General features: G+C 68.0%; 13 protein-coding genes and 1 riboswitch. Of the genes, 5 read left to right on the forward strand and 8 right to left on the reverse strand.

What is annotated here, in order from left to right; all coding sequences use genetic code 11:
• Positions 1–98: 98 nt before the first annotated feature.
• Positions 99–710 carry a DUF2231 domain-containing protein gene (locus tag GD748_RS19045; RefSeq protein WP_152196816.1) on the reverse strand — a complete coding sequence of 204 codons (612 nt, stop codon included), beginning with the start codon at positions 708–710 and terminating at the stop codon, positions 99–101.
• A 164-nt stretch (positions 711–874) separates the two neighbouring features.
• On the opposite strand from GD748_RS19045, the gene lhgO reads away from it, so the two are divergent.
• The gene (gene lhgO / locus GD748_RS19050; protein WP_152196817.1) at positions 875–2083 is read left to right on the forward strand and encodes an L-2-hydroxyglutarate oxidase; all 1209 of its coding nucleotides are present in this window, start codon (positions 875–877) and stop codon (positions 2081–2083) included.
• 93 nt (positions 2084–2176) lie between these two features.
• Here the strand turns inward: lhgO and metE are convergent, their stop codons facing one another.
• The 3 genes from metE to GD748_RS19065 form a co-directional block, all read right to left on the reverse strand.
• A complete protein-coding gene (gene metE, locus GD748_RS19055) occupies positions 2177–4552 on the reverse strand; it encodes a 5-methyltetrahydropteroyltriglutamate--homocysteine S-methyltransferase (protein ID WP_152196818.1) in 2376 nt (791 codons plus the stop codon).
• Between the two features lie 46 nt (positions 4553–4598).
• Positions 4599–5669 (reverse strand): methylenetetrahydrofolate reductase, encoded by a 1071-nt coding sequence (locus tag GD748_RS19060; protein WP_152196819.1) that lies wholly within the window; start codon positions 5667–5669, stop codon positions 4599–4601.
• Between the two features lie 6 nt (positions 5670–5675).
• A riboswitch (SAM riboswitch) is annotated at positions 5676–5767 on the reverse strand.
• Positions 5768–5854: 87 nt separating this feature from the next.
• Entirely contained in the window at positions 5855–6547 is a 693-nt protein-coding gene (locus tag GD748_RS19065; RefSeq protein WP_226921651.1) for a hypothetical protein, read from the reverse strand.
• A gap of 131 nt (positions 6548–6678) precedes the next feature.
• Here GD748_RS19065 and GD748_RS19070 point away from each other — a divergent pair, with 131 nt between their 5' ends.
• Positions 6679–8091 (forward strand): Coenzyme F420 hydrogenase/dehydrogenase, beta subunit C-terminal domain, encoded by a 1413-nt coding sequence (locus GD748_RS19070; protein ID WP_226921652.1) that lies wholly within the window; start codon positions 6679–6681, stop codon positions 8089–8091.
• A 37-nt stretch (positions 8092–8128) separates the two neighbouring features.
• On the opposite strand, the gene GD748_RS19075 is transcribed toward GD748_RS19070, so the two are convergent.
• Positions 8129–9682 (reverse strand): O-antigen ligase family protein, encoded by a 1554-nt coding sequence (locus GD748_RS19075; RefSeq protein ID WP_152196820.1) that lies wholly within the window; start codon positions 9680–9682, stop codon positions 8129–8131.
• 28 nt (positions 9683–9710) lie between these two features.
• On the reverse strand, positions 9711–10529 hold the full coding sequence (locus tag GD748_RS19080; protein ID WP_152196821.1) for a YveK family protein: 819 nt from the start codon (positions 10527–10529) through the stop codon (positions 9711–9713).
• 119 nt (positions 10530–10648) lie between these two features.
• On the opposite strand from GD748_RS19080, the gene GD748_RS19085 reads away from it, so the two are divergent.
• The 3 genes from GD748_RS19085 to GD748_RS19095 all read left to right on the forward strand — a co-directional run bounded on the left by GD748_RS19085 (position 10649) and on the right by GD748_RS19095 (position 13804).
• The gene (locus GD748_RS19085; protein WP_152816404.1) at positions 10649–11923 is read left to right on the forward strand and encodes a polysaccharide pyruvyl transferase family protein; all 1275 of its coding nucleotides are present in this window, start codon (positions 10649–10651) and stop codon (positions 11921–11923) included.
• Positions 11924–12023: 100 nt separating this feature from the next.
• The gene (locus GD748_RS19090) at positions 12024–12845 is read left to right on the forward strand and encodes a glycosyltransferase (RefSeq protein ID WP_226921655.1); all 822 of its coding nucleotides are present in this window, start codon (positions 12024–12026) and stop codon (positions 12843–12845) included.
• Positions 12839–13804, forward strand: a complete 966-nt coding sequence (locus GD748_RS19095) for a glycosyltransferase family 2 protein (protein WP_152196823.1) — start codon at positions 12839–12841, stop codon at positions 13802–13804. Before GD748_RS19090 ends, GD748_RS19095 begins: the two co-directional genes overlap by 7 nt.
• Before the next feature lie 26 nt (positions 13805–13830).
• Here the strand turns inward: GD748_RS19095 and GD748_RS19100 are convergent, their stop codons facing one another.
• Both GD748_RS19100 and GD748_RS19690 read right to left on the reverse strand, forming a co-directional pair.
• A complete protein-coding gene (locus tag GD748_RS19100) occupies positions 13831–15207 on the reverse strand; it encodes a right-handed parallel beta-helix repeat-containing protein (RefSeq protein ID WP_152196824.1) in 1377 nt (458 codons plus the stop codon).
• Between the two features lie 232 nt (positions 15208–15439).
• A partial coding sequence (locus tag GD748_RS19690; RefSeq protein WP_226921658.1) for a hypothetical protein occupies positions 15440–15886 on the reverse strand: 447 nt, incomplete at its 5' end.

The raw sequence follows: 15886 nt of genomic DNA on the forward strand, positions 1-15886 counted from the left end.
TGACAGCGGTAGGCGGGCGCGCTACCCGGGGCCGCCGCGCGGCGGTCCGGGGGCCACGAACCGCCGCGCGGACCGGCGACCGAACGCGGTCGCCGGTCTCAGAGCTGGTGCGGGGCGACCTCGATCGACACCGGTGCGGTGGCGGCGACGTCGCCCCACACCGACCGGGCCCCGCTCTCGCCGACCCGGTAGACGTGGAAGCCGGTGGCCAGCGCGGCGAGCACCGTCAGGACGGCGAGCACCGTGGCCAGCCCGCGGCCCGACGGGGCTGGTGGCCGGTCGGAGATCCGGGCCGTGGTCCGCGCGCCGGTCGTCTCTCCGCGCGCGGCCGTCCCGGGCCCGGGTCGGGCGGTGGACGCTGCGGCGGGCGGGGCCGCCGCAGCGGCCCGCCGGACCCGTAGGTCGGCGAGGACGAGGAGCCACACCAGCACGGTCAGCGCCAGGGCGTACCAGATCATCTGCCCGCCGAGCTGCTGGTGGTTTCCGGCCGGCGCGCCCTGGCGGAGCATGAAGGCCTCGCCGCTGCGGGTGGCGACCGGGACCATCGCAGTGCCCGCGGTGGCGACCAGCGCGACGAGCACGCCGAAGCGACGTCGCCACGGCGGGATCACGGCGATGGCGACGGCACCGGCGGCGGCGAGCGGCAGCAGCACCACGACCGCGTGGACGACGAGGGGGTGCAGGGGCAGTCCGTCGATCAGGTCGAACATGTGCGTTCTCCTTCGCTGCGGTGCAGGAGATCCTGCGAGGGTCGCGGCCACGCGCGTCCGTCTCCTTGTACGGGCGACGGCGTGCCCGGGATTGCCCCGCGCTCCGACGACCCGTGCTCGTCAATTCCTGCCCGGCCCCGTCGCGGTACGACGAGACTGTCGCCATGACGAAGGTGATTGTTGTCGGCAGCGGGATCGTCGGCCTGGCCACGGCCGCACGGCTCGCGGCACGTGGTGACGATGTGACGGTGCTGGAGAAGGAGCGCGACCTGGCGCTGCACCAGACGGGACGGAACTCCGGCGTCGTCCACTCGGGCCTGTACTACCCGACTGGCAGCCTCAAGGCGCGGATGGGGGTGGCAGGCGCCGAGAGCATGGTCGCCTTCGCCCGGACGCACGGCGTCGCCGTCGAGCAGTGCGGCAAGCTCGTGGTCGCGGTCAGCGACGACGAGTTGCCGGGCCTGCACCGTCTCGCTGAGCGGGCCGTGGCAAACGGTGTACCGGCCCGCCTGATCTCGGCCGCGGAGGCGCGCGACCACGAGCCGCACGTGTCGTGCGTGGCGGCCCTGCGGGTGGAGAGCACCGGCATCGTCGACTACCGGGGCGTGTGCGAGGTGCTGGCCGAGCAGGTGCGCGCGGCCGGGGGTGCGATCCGGTTCGGCGCGGAGTTCTTGGCCGCCCGCACGGAAGGGACCAGGGTGCGTGCCCGGTTCACCACCTCGGCCGGCGAGGAGCAGCTCGCCGCCGACGCGCTGGTGGTCTGCGGGGGTCTGCACGCGGACCGGCTTGCCCGCGCGTGCGGCCTGGAGCCCGAGGCCCGGATCGTGCCCTTCCGCGGCGAGTACTTCGAGCTGACCGATGCCGCGGTGCCGCTCGTGCAGGGGCTGATCTACCCGGTGCCCGACCCCCGCTTCCCGTTCCTGGGCGTCCACCTGACGAAGATGGTGCACGGCGGGGTGCACGCCGGCCCGAACGCGGTGCTCGCGCTCGCTCGGGAGGGATACCGCTGGCGCGACGTCGCCCCGTCCGACGTCGCCGACGCGCTGCGCTGGCCGGGCCTGTGGGAGCTGGGACGCCAGAACTGGCGACCCGGCGCCCGCGAGGTCGCGAGGTCGGTGTCCAAGACCCTCTTCGCGAGGAGCCTGGCCAGGCTGGTGCCGGAGATCCGCCGCGAGCACCTGCTCCGCGCACCGGCGGGGGTACGCGCCCAGGCCCTGCGCCGGGACGGGTCGCTGGTGGACGACTTCCTCGTCCAGCAGGCTCCCGGGCAGGTGCACGTGCTCAACGCGCCCTCCCCGGCCGCGACGGCGTCGCTCGAGATCGCCGCACACCTCGAGCGGCAGGTGGACGAGGCCCTCGTCACGAACCGCTGACGGTCGCGGGGCCGGCCGAGCACCTGCGCCGTGGCCGATGCCACTCGGCACACGTGCTCGGCCGCGCCCCACCGTGTCGGCCTGTCCGCGTCTTCAGCGCACGCCGACCGTGACCGAGCTCGGCTGCCCGAGACCCGCGCGCACGGTTCGGGTGGCGGCGACCAGGTTGGTCAGCGCCGCCGTCGTCTCCTCGTAGCGCCGGGTCTTCAGCCCGCAGTCCGGGTTGACCCACAGCTGCCGCGCCGGGACAGCGGCGACGGCGGCGGTGAGCAGCTCGGTGATCTCCTCGACGGAGGGCACCCGCGGGGAGTGGATGTCGTACACCCCCGGGCCGATCTGACGCACGAAGCCCGCCGCACGGATGGCGGGCAGGATCTCCATGCGCGAGCGGGCCGCCTCGATGCTGGTCACGTCCGCGTCCAGGCCGTCGATGGCGTCGATGACTTCGCTGAACTCGGAGTAGCACAGGTGGGTGTGCACCTGGGTGCGTGCGGCGGCCGACGACGTGGCGAGCCGGAAGGCCCGGACCGACCAGTCCAGGTAGGCGGCCTGGTCGGCGCGGCGCAGCGGCAGCAGCTCACGCAGCGCCGGCTCGTCCACCTGGATGATGCCGATCCCGGAGTCCTGCAGGTCAGCGACCTCTGCCCGCAGGGCGAGCGCCACCTGGTTGGCGGTCTGGGCCAGCGGCTGGTCGTCGCGCACGAACGACCACGCCAGGATCGTCACCGGCCCGGTGAGCATCCCCTTGACCGGCCGGTCCGTCAGCGACGCGGCATAGCTCGCCCACGCCACAGTCATCGGCGCCGGCCGGGAGACATCGCCCCACAGGATCGACGGACGCGTGCACCGCGAACCGTAGGACTGCACCCACCCGTGCTGCGTCACCGCGAACCCGTCGAGCAGCTCGGCGAAGTACTGCACCATGTCGTTGCGCTCGGGCTCACCGTGGACGAGCACGTCCAGCCCCAGCTCCTCCTGCAGACGCACCACCTTCTCGATCTCGGCGCGCATGGCGGCCTCGTAGGCCGCGTCGTCCAGCTCGCCGCGCCGGTGGGCCGCTCGCACGCGCCGGATCTCGCTGGTCTGCGGGAACGACCCGATCGTCGTCGTGGGCAGCACCGGCAGGCCCAGCTCCTCCTGCTGCGTGACCGCACGGCGGGCGTATGGCTCGCGGTCGAAGGCCGTCTCGTCGAGCCCGGCGAGCTCCGCCCGGGTCTGGGGACGGTGCACGCCGGGGTGCGCCAGCCGCGCGGCGCGGGCGTCGGCAGCCTCCGCGAGCTCGGCGGCGATCGCGCCGCGCCCGCGCTCGAGACCGTCGGCGAGCAGGAGGACCTCGCCGACCTTCTGGTCCGCGAAGGCCAGCCAGCCGCGCAGCTCTAGAGACAGGTGCACCTCGCGTTCGACGTCGTGCGGAACGTGCTGCAGGGAGGTCGAGGTGGAGACGCAGACACGCCCGTCCGGTCCGACGGCGTCTCGCAGCCGCTCGAGGAGGTCCAGGGCGCGTTCGAGGTCGGTGCGCCAGATGTTCCGCCCGTCGACGACGCCGGCCGCCACGGTCTTGCCGGCGAGCGTCGCGAGCACGTCTGCGGAGGGCATCTCACCGCGCACCAGGTCCAGGCCGACGGCCTCCACCGACGACGCGGCGAGGACGGGTAGCGCGTCGCCGACGCTGCCGTACGGCGCGGTCAGCAGGATCGCCGGGCGGCGGGAGCGCGCCAGCTGCCAGGACAGGACGTCGTAGGCGTAGTCGGTGGCGGCGAGGACCTCTTCCCTCGAAGCGTCCCAGGTGTCCGCCACAAGGGCGGGCTCGTCGATCTGCACCCAGGGCGCACCTGCGGCGCCCAGCTCGCTGAGCAGGTGCGCGTAGGCGCCCACCACGTCCTCGAGACGGTCCATAGGGCGGAAACCCTTAGGAGCGCCGACGGCCGCCTTGCTGAGCAGCAGGAAGGTCACCGGGCCGACGAGCACCGGCCGGGTCGTGCTGCCCTCGTCGAGCCCCTCGCGGAACTCGCGGACCATGCGGTCGTCGACGTAGCGAATGGTCGTGTCCGGGCCGATCTCCGGCACGAGGTAGTGGTAGTTGGAGTCGAACCACTTGGTCATCTCCAGCGGTGCCTTCTCGCCCGCTCCGCGGGCCAGCGCGAAGTATCCGGGGAGGTCCACGCTGCCGTCCGCGGCAACGAGACCCGCGAACCGCTCCGGTACCGCACCGAGCATCGTCGCGACGTCGAGGACCGGGTCGTAGGCCGAGAAGGCCGCCGGGACGGCTCCGTCGGCGGACAGCCCGAGCGCGGCGAGGTGCCGCCGCGTGCGGCGACGCAGTGCCCGGAGCTCGTCGTCCAACCGGTCCGGCTCGGCGCGGCCGGCCCAGTATGCCTCGAGCGCCTTCTTCAGCTCACGGTCGGGCCCGTTCCGGGGATACCCCAGGATCGTGGCGGCGGGCAGGGCGGGCGCGGTGCTGTCGGTCATGTGTGGTCCTCGGGGCTGGTGAGTGGTTCGGACATGGGCGGATGCCTCAACGGGCGACAGGCGACAGGACGGTGGCCCCGGGCGTTGCGCGGGGCAAAGGGGCCGAGCCGGTGGGCATGGCGGCGCAGCCGGGCTGTGCTCTGGACAGCGCCGGGTTCCGCAAGCCCCTGTCACGGAGGTGCTCGACGACGTCCAGGGCCGGCCGGTCCTGGTTGAACGTGTACAGGTGGATCCCAGGAGCACCCACCGCGAGGACGCGGTCGATCAGCGCCACGGTCGCGTCGATGCCTCGGCGGAGCCGCTCGGCGTCGTCCTCGACAGAGAGCAGCGCCTGGAGGCTGCGCGGCACCTCGACGCCGGAGAGGCCGGCGAGCCGCTGCAGGCGGCGCGCGTCCGTCATCGGGATGATTCCCGGAAGGATGGGCAGCTCGATGCCGACGTCGCGGGCGTCGGCCACGAGGGAGGCGTAGGCCTCGGCGTCGTAGAAGACCTGGGTGATCGCGAAGTCGGCTCCGGCGTCCTGCTTCTCCCGCAGCGCCGCCAGCTCGGCCGTGCGCCCGTGGGCGGCCCCGGAGGGGTAGGTGGCGACCGACACCGAGACGCTGTCGGCGGCGCGCGCCCCGAGGTCGAGCGCGACGACGCTCGGTGGCTCCGTCGTGGACCGGCCTGTCTCGCACGGGCGTCCCAGGTGCTCGGCCTGGATCTCCCTGATGAGCGCGACCAGGTCGCTTGCCCGGTCCAGGCCGCCGGCGGTGGGCCGCCACACCTGCTCGCCGACCGGCGGGTCCCCGCGCAGGGCGAGGAAGTCACGGACACCGGCGTCGAGGAGGGACCGCACCATGCCCGCCAGCTCGTCACGGGTGGCCCCGACGCACGTGAGATGGGCGATCGGCCGGACACCGGCCTCGGTGATGAGGCGCCGCACGAGCTCCGCCGAGGCCAGACGCGAGGTGCCGGAGGCGCCATACGTGACGGAGAAGAAGTCCGGGCCCGCGGCGGCCATGCGCAGCACGCGTTGCCAGATGACCTCGTCGAGCTCGGGCCGGCGGGGCGGGAAGAGCTCGAAGGAGACCGTCGGCTGCGTGACCGTCGTGGGTGGGAAGACCGCCGGGACCATTGCTCACACTCCATCGGTCCTGGCGTGAGCACCACCCCGACGTCGGGAGGTTGCTGCGGCGTCGTCGAGCCAGGTCTCTCGGCCGCTCTGGATGGGCGTTTCCGACAGTAGCGCCGGCGTCCAGAACGCGGACCCGAATGAGACACAGATGTTGAGGTACGCGGTCCGGCACTCCGGAGCGCTGTTCAGCGCACGGCGATCAGAGACTTGGGGAGGCCTGCGAGACGCTCACGAAGGATCGTTGACGAGGGAAAGTAAGCCTGCATCTCCGTCACACCGACAAGCTCGGTCCACAGGACCGAGCTCCTGGCGCCCTCGTACGTCTTGGGTCTCGTGTGGACGAGGGGCCAGTGCCGAGCGATCGCGACACGTGCCTTGGTCGGTGCGAACTGCATCCCGGGAAAGAGCCAGTGCGGTTCGACGGGGAAGTACCGGTAAGGCGTCTGCACCCAGTGACGGGGCGCCAGCGCATCGATCTCTCGCGCCAGGTCAACTCGGCGAGCATGTCCCCCGACATGCTCGAGCAACGAGTTCGAGAACACCAGGTCGAACGAGGTGTCCGACCCGGCGGACTCAAGGGCACTGCGCGCAGCGCAGGCATCCCCGGCGACCGGAACGACGCTGTCGTCCCGCGACTCACCAGGCTCGAACAGGTTGAGCACCGTGACCCGACGTGGCGTGACTGGCGCCCGTTGCCACGATTCCACCGTGCCGCCGAGGTCGAGGACACTCATCTCCGTCACATCCGGGAAGTTCGCACGGAACAGGTCCCAACGCCTGAGGCGAGCGCGCGCACCGAGCGACGTCGGAGACTCCACCAGCAATCGCCGCATCACCTTGCCACCGCGGGTTGTGGCGTCGGCAGTCGTCTTCGTCATTGATCCTCCTCGGTGCGAATGGGCCGAGCGTATGGCTGGCGGAGGACGCAGAGCACCGCTTTCGGCGCGCAAAAGTGCCAGGCCTCGTCTCGCCGCGCCAACAGTGGTAGCGCGTGTAGCCGGTAGCCGACTTGCCCGCACCCATCCGCGCGACCGAACGCTATGGCGCACGGCCCGGAGGTATCGGCCGGGTATCCAGAGACTGTGGTCAGATTCGTCCACCTGGGGCCACGCGCTATGCCACGCTTGCTGTGCGATCCGGCTCGAACGAGGAGGACCTGGACGTGACATCTCGTCCCACAACCATTGGGCAGGTCGTCGCTGCCGACCTGTGCAGCGGCTGCGGACTGTGTGCGGGCCTGATGCCAGAACGCCTCGAGATGGTCGACCGCGTCGACCTCGGTCTGCGCCCGCGGATGAAGGACGGACATGACGACGACGAGACGACGAGCGCCGCCGCCGTGTGCCCTGGAGCGACAATCACGCGCCCCCCGGTGGCCGCGAACGCCATCACCGAGCTCGCGGACGGTTGGGGCGACGTCCTCGAGGTCTGGGAAGGCTATGCCTCTGACCAGGAGGTCCGGTTCGCAGGCTCCAGCGGCGGCGTGGTGACCGCCCTCGCCGCCTGTGCCGTCTCTAGCCGAGCCTTCGCCGGCGTCCTGCACACCGCCGCGCACCCCGACGCCCCGCTGACGAACGAGACAGTGCTGAGTCGGAGCCGGGACGCGTTGCTCGCGGCGGCGGGCTCGCGCTATGCACCGGCCGGGCCCTGCGACAGGCTAGACCTGGCCGAGTCCGCAGGCGGGCCCGTCGTGATGATCGGCAAGCCCTGCGACATCGCAGGGGTTTGGGCTGCGCGTCGGAACCGTCCCCAGCTCGACGCCGCCATCGGCGTCACGATCGCGGTGTTCTGCGCGGGCACACCGAGCACGCGGGGCACCCTGGAGATGCTCTCGGCCATGGGCATTCATGACCCTGACGACGTGACGTCCCTCCGTTTCCGGGGGATGGGCTGGCCCGGCCACGCCGTCGCGACCACCCGCAGCGGGCAGGAGGGGCGACTCGACTACGACGGGTCGTGGAACACGGTGCTGCAGAAGCATCGGCAGTGGCGCTGCCGACTGTGCCCCGACCACACCGGCGAGCTCGCGGACCTGTCCGTCGGCGACCCGTGGTACCGCCCGGTCGAGCCTGGCGACACCGGGCGCTCGCTCATCCTGGTGCGGACCGACAAGGGCCGAGAGCTGCTGCGATCCGCTATCCGATCGGGCGCGATCATCGCCGAGCGTGTCGCGCCAGGGGTGCTGCCCGCCTCGCAGCCGAATCTACTGCGCACGCGCGGGGCCGTAGCCGCCCGGATCGCCAGCCTCCGGCTCGCTGGCTACCCGTTCCCCCGCTTCAGAGGCTTCCCCATGTGGCGATTCTGGTGGAGCGAGCTGCCGTTGACGGAAAAGCTGCGCTCCACCGTCGGCACGCTACGGCGGGTCCGCAGGCGTGGCAGCCGGGCAATGGATCCTGGCTTCCGCGAGGCGAACCACGGATAACAGCCTCATGACCAGGCTGCCGATCTTTCGTCAACCGTCATCCGCCGCGCGCGCGGCGTGCCTTGTCCTTGAGTTCGGAATTCGCTCTACGTAGCCTTGCTTTCAAGTCAGCGGTAAGAGGGGTGTTGACATACTGATCCCCGGACTCTCGCAACTGCATCGGTAGCCTCGGCGAAATCGACTCAACTCGCCAGAGTGCACCGACCGCCCCGACAACGATAAAAACAACCCCAACAAAGGTCGCGAATGAGAACGAGTCGAACGTCCCGCTGGCGAGGAAGGCGGCGGGCATGACGACCGCTAGCGCTTGGCCGAGGTGCCGGGTTTCCTCATCTGCCCCACGCAGACGGACACTTCTTCCCAGGAAGAATGGCACAGCAAAGAACGCGATCAGCGCAGCCACTCCCAGCACACCACCCGCAAGCAACGAACCATAGAGTTGGTTGTCTAGGAGGATGTACCGATCCGGGAGCACGGTCCCAACCCCGCGTCCGAGCCACGGCCGCTGCGCCCACAGCTCCATCACGTACGCTCCGTCAGACAGTCGGTTCTGAATGCTCGGATCGTTATCGACATTTGTGAAGAGCGCCTTGATCGTTCCCAGCACACCACGATTGACGACGTGAAAGGCTGCCGTGGCGACGATAGTGGTGACGAGCACGTTGTAGCGGCGCCGCCACGGCCAGACGACAGCCATGAGCGTCATGGCGAGCGCCACGGTCAGGATGGCGGATCGCGAGATAGACAACGGGATGCTGCTTCCGATGAGGCCGACCATGAGCCATCGCACGATTCGGGTTCGTCCCGGTGGCGAGAAGAACGCGTAGTGCATCGCGATCGGTAACACCAATGAGAGCACCACACCGAACTCGATGTAGTGGTTGGCCGTGCCGGCCACACGCGCGAAATCGCCGTCGCCTCGCGCCCCGACCCCGATCAGCGCCGAATTGCGGGACAGGCCCGGAATACGTATGTACTGCGTCAGATCGACGATGCGAGTGAACTGGAGGATCCCGACCGCCGCCATCACCGAGGAGAAGCCTACGAGCGCCACAAGGAATCGATCCAGCTGGCGTCTGCTTCTGATTCCATCAGCCACCGCCAGAGCAATGCCAACCATTGCCACATTGAAGATCATCCAGCGGTCAGCGCCGCTCGCTTCGTCATCCGGCAGTCGCCGGTCATATCCGGCTGCGTAGCCGACGAGTTGGACCGCAAGGTAGCCTGCCATCAGCCACCTGACGGGCTGTTTCTCCGGCGGAAGCCCGCCCCTCAATGCAAATACGCACCACAGGAAGATCAGGAGAATTCCCACCGCGACCGAAGGCCGTCCGACTGCTCCGAGGCCCGCTATGACAAGGCGAGCTGGAATCAGAAATTGCAATGCCAGGAAGGCGACGAGAATCGTGAAGAGGTCGATCGGTGATGAGTTACGGGGGCGAAGGACAACAGGCTCGGGGTCGGATCGCGCGACTTTCAGCGCCGTAGGGCTTCGAATCAGCACAGGCTGCCAGCCGTCCGCCCCAACATCCTTCGTGGCCAGTCGATCCGCACTCTTCTCGCGACGTCCGGCGCCGGGTGTGCGCCTCATCCCGCGTCCGGACAATGTGCGGCGTCCGTCATGTCGACGCTACCGAAGTCCGATCATGTCCGCGCAGCGGTCTCCGAGCGAGCTCGGATCGATCAGATGGCAGTGTCTCGTCTCCTAGCGACTCCCTGATCGTGACAGGAATGGCATCAGCTGGCTGCGTCAAGTAGGCACCGTCCCGAAGGTCCGACCGGCTAGCGGCGACGGTCTGCCCTGATCCGGGTCTCGGACCGACGGACGGACGGCTCTCACTATGCTTCCGCCGGCGGCGCCTGGCAAGGCCGACGATGTCGTCGAAGAGGATGGCAGTGAGCAGCGCTATGCCGGCGCCGAGCACTCCGACCACTGCCTGGATCTGTGCTTTTCCTTCGTAGGTGATCGCTGTGACCTCTGGCGCACCAAGGACTTGCAGACCGAACTGAGCGGCCGTGTGCACTCCGGCAGCACCCTGTCGGGCGGCCAGCTCGTCGCGGATCTCGGCCACAAGCGCGTGGCCGGTCTCGACAGCCACGTCCGGAGATCCGGAAGTAACCGAGATGCTCATGATCGCGCTTCGGGCCTGCGCGCTGACGGTGTACGTCGAACTGAGACCCTCCGCTTCGAGGCCACGTCTCGTCTCACTGCTGTTCAGCACAATAGCCACGGCGGCGCTGCCTTGTTCGAGGTTGCCATAGGGGTTGGGCACCATCGCCGGCTCCCGCCCGGGCGTCATGAGCGTCGAGGCGCTCACCTGGTACTCGGGATTGACGCCCTCGCCGACCCGGAGCACACCGAGCGCCGTCAGTGCGAGCAGCGGCACGAAGATGTACCACCGCCGCAGGGTGGCTAACGTGATCCGCCAGACGTCCACCGTGCGCCTCCTTCCCCGGAACCTGTGTCACAACAATCGTGACACCGTGGTCGAGAACCCACAGAGGATTCGGACACGAAGTTCGGACAGAGCACCGAGCGCTCCCCCATACTTCGGATGTGACGGAACTTCGACTCGTGCTCGCCGGTGCTCTGGTACGCAACGACAACCGTGGGGTCGAGGCCCTCGCGCGCTCTGTGCTGGACGCCATAGCACTGAGAGAAGCCAGTACATACCTCTCGGTTCTCGACGACGGCTGGGGAGTGCGGAGAGACGGGGACAGCTCCGGCTTGAGCCTCGAATTCGTAGGTGTCCGCCTCTCGAGGCGGTGGCACCGTCCAGAAAGCTGGGCTCAGATTCGACTGGCCCAGGCCCTGCGGAGCAGGATCAACCCAGCGGCGCAGCGCATCAGTCACGCAGATGCGCTGCTCGACATCAGCGGTGGCGACAGTTTCACCGACCTCTACGGCCAAGCACGACTGGATGCAATCTGCGCTCCCAAGGAAGCGGCACTACGGGCGGGACGCCCGCTCGTGCTCCTCCCTCAGACATTCGGACCGTTTACCGGTCAGGCCTCACGCCGTCGCGCCGAGCGAATAGTGCAGCGCTCGACCGTTGCCTATGCTCGTGACGCCCTCAGCTACGAGCGTCTCCTTGAGCTCGGTGGACCCGACGCTGACACGGGCCGGTTGCGTAGTGGCGTCGATGTCGCGTTCGCTCTCGAACCGCGCGAACCCAGCGGCGAGGTGGTACGACTTCTGGGCGACCACCCAGGTGAGGTCCTCGCAGGGGTCAACGTCTCAGGGCTACTCGTCGAAGAGAGCCGAGCCGCCCGCTTCGGCCTCAGGGGCAACTACCTCGCGACGATGACCTCGCTCGTTCGCGAGCTCATCGGCGTCGGGGCACGACCGGTCCTCGTACCGCATGTGCACGGCGCGGGAGGCGAGAGCGATCTCGCGGCTGCGCTGGCCGTTCGGGATTCGCTCTCGCCCCACGAACGAGACGCGGTCATGATCCTTCCTGCGGAGCTCCGCGCCGCAGAGCTGAAATGGTGTATCGCTCAGCTCGACTGGTTCGCGGGTAGCCGCATGCATGCCACGATCGCATCACTCTCATCAGGAGTTCCGACGTTCGGTTACGCATACAGCGACAAGGCCGAGGGTGTGTTCGCTATGTGTGGCTCGGGAGCGCACCATGGTGACGCGCGGCAGACGACCGGTGCGGCGGCTGTCGAGATGATGATGCACTCCTTCGATCAACGGGAGCGAGCGGCATCCGACCTCGCGCGGACGACGCCTTCCGTGGTCGCCCTCGCGCGGCAGCAACTTGCCGACCTCCTCAGTGAGATCGCTTCATGGCACGGCTCTCCAATGCCGATCGGAACAGTCGCATGACGCTTCTGAGCACCGTCGGCCGTTCTCACCTGTCTAGGCTCTTCAGCCCGCGCCCTCAGCTGCACGACGGGGCACGATGAGTCGCCGGGCAGACATCCTGATGATTACCTACCGCAGTGCGGGCTACATTCACCTCAGCCTTCCCCGTCTGCTCGACACACTCGGCCAGCAGGACCGTGTGTGGCTATGGCACAACGGCGACGACGAGGCGACGATCGAAGCACTCCGTCCATACAGGGATGATGCGCGCGTCGCGCGCTACCACCACAGCCGCGAGAACGTCCGGCTGCGTGAGCCGACATCCTGGCTCTGGTCCGAGTCCGAAGCTCAGTTCGTCTCCAAGGTCGACGACGACTGTCGCGTCACCCCTGGCTGGCTCGACACGTTCGCCGCCGCTCATGAGTCCAATCCGGAACTCGGGGTTGTCGGAAGTTGGAGACATCCAGACTCGGACTTCCATCCGGAACTCGCCGAGAGGAAGATCCAGACCTTAGCGGGCGGCCATCGAATCATGCGCAATCTGTGGGTACAGGGCAGCGGTTACCTGTTGCCGCGCCGGCTCATTGAACGTCAGGGCATTCTCAACGCGGACGAGTCCTTCACGCAATACTGCGTGCGACTGGCCAGAGCAGGAGCAGTGAACGGCTTCTACTTTCCATTCGTGCGGGAAGACCATATGGATGACCCGAGGTCCTCACACACGCTGATCCGCACCGACGCCGATCTCGCCACCCGCATGCCCCTGTCGGCACAGGCAAACAACGTCGTGACCGTTGCCGCTTGGGTGGCTCAACTCGAACAAAGCGCACTCGTCCTGCAGAGCGCGTCGCTGGACCCGCGGGCGTACGTTGGATGGCGTCGCAAGTGGCGGGACATTCAGCGGCGCGCGGCGGCGCTCGCAGGTAGGCCCGCACGGTGGTAGCCGTCCAGGCTCCTCACGGGCTCGTCGCGCAGGACTTGGTCGAGCCGCAGGTCACCGTGCTGACCGTGACTTACAACAGCCGTGACGTCATCGCGCCCCTCTTGCAGGCGCTTCCGGCGGCACTAGAAGGCGTCGACGGCATCCGGGTGGTCATCGTCGATAACAACTCCGCCGATGACACAGTCGCACTCGCTCGACGGCTCGCGCCCTGGGCAACGATCGTCGAACCTGGGCACAACGGTGGATACAGCGCAGGAATCAATGCCGGATTGGCGGGTGCGCGCCCGGTCCGAGCTGCCCTCATCCTCAACCCTGACACAGTCCCGGATGCCGGGATGCTCCGGCGTCTTCTCGATGCTGTCACGGCCGATCGCGACATTGGCATCGCGGTTCCAGTTCTGCGACGGCCGGACGGGGCATTGCACTTCTCGCTGCGACGCGAGCCAACCCTCCTCCGCTCGCTCGGGACCGCGGTACTCGGTGGACCGCGCGCATCGCGATTTGCTCTCCTCGGCGAAGAGATTAGAGACGTGGGTCCGTATCTTCAGGGAACAACTGCCGATTGGGCGACCGGTGCCGCGTTCCTGATCACGCGTACCACGATGGAGACTATCGGAGACTGGGACGAGAAGTTCTTCCTTTACAGCGAAGAGACCGATTACGCATTACGAGCGAGAGACGCAGGGTTGAGGCTCGAACTCGTGCCAACCGCGGGTGTGACACACCATGGCGGCGATCTCGCGGTTTCCAGCCGGCTCTGGAGCTTGATGACCGTTAACCGAATGCGTCTATACCGGAAACGACATGCGACCATTCCAAGCGTCTTCTACTGGATGCTCCTGATCTTTCAGGAGGGCCTCCGCACGCTTATCGGGCGCCGACGCAGCCGTGCCGCCCTGCGAGTACTCCTTCGTTCCGGAATACCCACGAGGCGGCACGGACAACGCCTGAATGTTTAACGCTCGCGGCGTTTCAATCGGCCTGGTCAGCGCACCGGCTGGCCGGTGGCGGCCCACACGTTGGTGGAGTCGAAGTTGCTGTTGTGGATGTTCCCGACGGCGGCGTAGCGGTAGTCGGGACCGAACTCGTTTCCGCTGTAGCGGGCGCTGTCGACATCACCGCTGCGACCACCATTGATCGTGTAGTTGCCGCCGTTGAACAAGTTGTCCTCGACCACGAAGTTGCTGATCCGGTCGTCCCCGAGCAGCGAGCCGATCTGGATCGCGGCGTTCATCGGGTCGTCGGTGGAGGCGTTGTACGCCTGGAAGTTGTTCCCCCGCAGCGTGACATTGTCACCCTTGCGTATCTGGAACGCGTCATGGTGCCCACCTGGCTGACGGTGCAGGTCGTGGACGTAGGAGTCCTCGACCGTGACGTCATCCGCCTCGACCCGGATACCGTCCTCAGCCGAGTGGATATCCGCCCGACGCAGCGTGCCCGAACCACCGCTGAAGAACACCCCGATGCCGGTGCCGTTGAGGTTGTCGACCTCGACATCCTCGATCAACGCTCCCGTCACCCCCGCCTCGACCTTGATCGGATACTGCGGCGTCGCCGACTCCACCAGACTCCGGCGCACCGTCACGTCGTCCGCAGCGATCGTGATTGTGCCCTTCACGTGCACGGCATCGATCACGGTGCCCGGCTCCGTGATCTTCAAGCTGCCCGACACCGTCAGGCTGGTACCCACCGGCACACCAGTGCTCGACGCGTCCGGGAACCGTCCGTCCGAGACCTCCGAACCGGGTGCTGGCTCCGGCGCCGGTGTCGGCGCGGGCACGGGCGTCTCGCCGGGAGTGGGCTCGGGGGTCGGCGCGGGACTGAGGCTCGGCGTCGCGTCTGGTTCCGGGGCGAGCTCCGGAGCCTCTTCCAACTCGTCTGCAGCGTGGGAGAAGAACCCGCCGTCGATCGAACTGTCGACGATCACAGCGGGCGAGCTGCTACTGAACATGAAGTCATTCCGGCAGTCCTCCAGCGCAACGTCGACCGCAGTGTAGTTGCCGAAGACGATCCCGTTGGTCCTGGCGCCCACACACTCGACGGTCGTGTTCTCGATGTGAGTACCTTCGGCCCCTGGGAAGATCCGGATGCTGTGGTAGCCACCGTAGGTAACCTTACTGTTCTTGATCGTCACATCGTCCGCTTTGACGTTGATCGAGCCATTGACGTGCCGGCCATCGATGACAGTCCCCGGTTCGGTGATCGTTATGGTCCCCGAGCTGGTGAGCGTTGCGTCAGCGGCTCCCACCCCGGCGGCCTGGGCCGGGAGTCCTGCGCTCACCACCAGGCCGGCGCCGAGCGCCAGCGTGGCACCGACGGTCACAAGCGCACTGGTCGGTCGTACCAAGACATGCTTGGTCATAGTGAAGGGTCTCCTTATGGATGTCTGGGAAACGCGTCCGTGCGGCCGGGTGGCACGTCTGGACGGTGCGCGCAGGCCGGGCAAGAACTGCCCCGAGCACGTCGTCTGCTCGCCCCCCTATGGCTGACGGCCCCACACGAAAGAGAGGCGCGTCAGACCCACGCTGCCACCGACCGTAACAATTCGATAACGAGCCTGCAACGTGACCTACGGCATGGCAGCCGTTACGCGGTCACTCGTCTACAGGATGCGTCGTGCCGTGCCAGGTGTTGGAGGAGTCGAACGTGCTCGTGGAACCGCTGCTGAAGACGCCGTAACGGTAGTCGGTACCGAACTCGTTGCCCCGGTACACCGCACTGTCCACGGCATCCCCGCCGGCATTGATCGTGTAGTTGCCGCCGTTGAACAAGTTGTCCTCGACCACGAAGTTGCTGATCCGGTCGTCCCCGAGCAGCGAGCCGATCTGGATCGCGGCGTTCATCGGGTCGTCGGTGGAGGCGTTGTACGCCTGGAAGTTGTTCCCCCGCAGCGTGACATTGTCACCCTTGCGTATCTGGAACGCGTCATGGTGCCCACCTGGCTGACGGTGCAGGTCGTGGACGTAGGAGTCCTCGACCGTGACGTCATCCGCCTCGACCCGGATACCGTCCTCAGCCGAGTGGATATCCGCCCGACGCAG

Origin of the sequence: Georgenia subflava (genome assembly GCF_009193155.1) — a bacterium.
Classification (GTDB): Bacteria; Actinomycetota; Actinomycetes; order Actinomycetales; family Actinomycetaceae; genus Georgenia; species Georgenia subflava.

What these genes read in the sequence shown, in the direction of transcription:
- GD748_RS19090 (WP_226921655.1), top strand. Translation starts at nt 12,024, where the DNA reads ATGATTACCTACCGCAGTGCGGGCTACATTCACCTCAGCCTTCCCCGT.
- GD748_RS19100 (WP_152196824.1), bottom strand. Translation starts at nt 15,207, where the DNA reads ATGACCAAGCATGTCTTGGTACGACCGACCAGTGCGCTTGTGACCGTC.
- lhgO (WP_152196817.1), top strand. Translation starts at nt 875, where the DNA reads ATGACGAAGGTGATTGTTGTCGGCAGCGGGATCGTCGGCCTGGCCACG.
- GD748_RS19060 (WP_152196819.1), bottom strand. Translation starts at nt 5,669, where the DNA reads ATGGTCCCGGCGGTCTTCCCACCCACGACGGTCACGCAGCCGACGGTC.
- GD748_RS19065 (WP_226921651.1), bottom strand. Translation starts at nt 6,547, where the DNA reads ATGACGAAGACGACTGCCGACGCCACAACCCGCGGTGGCAAGGTGATG.
- GD748_RS19045 (WP_152196816.1), bottom strand. Translation starts at nt 710, where the DNA reads ATGTTCGACCTGATCGACGGACTGCCCCTGCACCCCCTCGTCGTCCAC.
- metE (WP_152196818.1), bottom strand. Translation starts at nt 4,552, where the DNA reads ATGACCGACAGCACCGCGCCCGCCCTGCCCGCCGCCACGATCCTGGGG.
- GD748_RS19075 (WP_152196820.1), bottom strand. Translation starts at nt 9,682, where the DNA reads ATGAGGCGCACACCCGGCGCCGGACGTCGCGAGAAGAGTGCGGATCGA.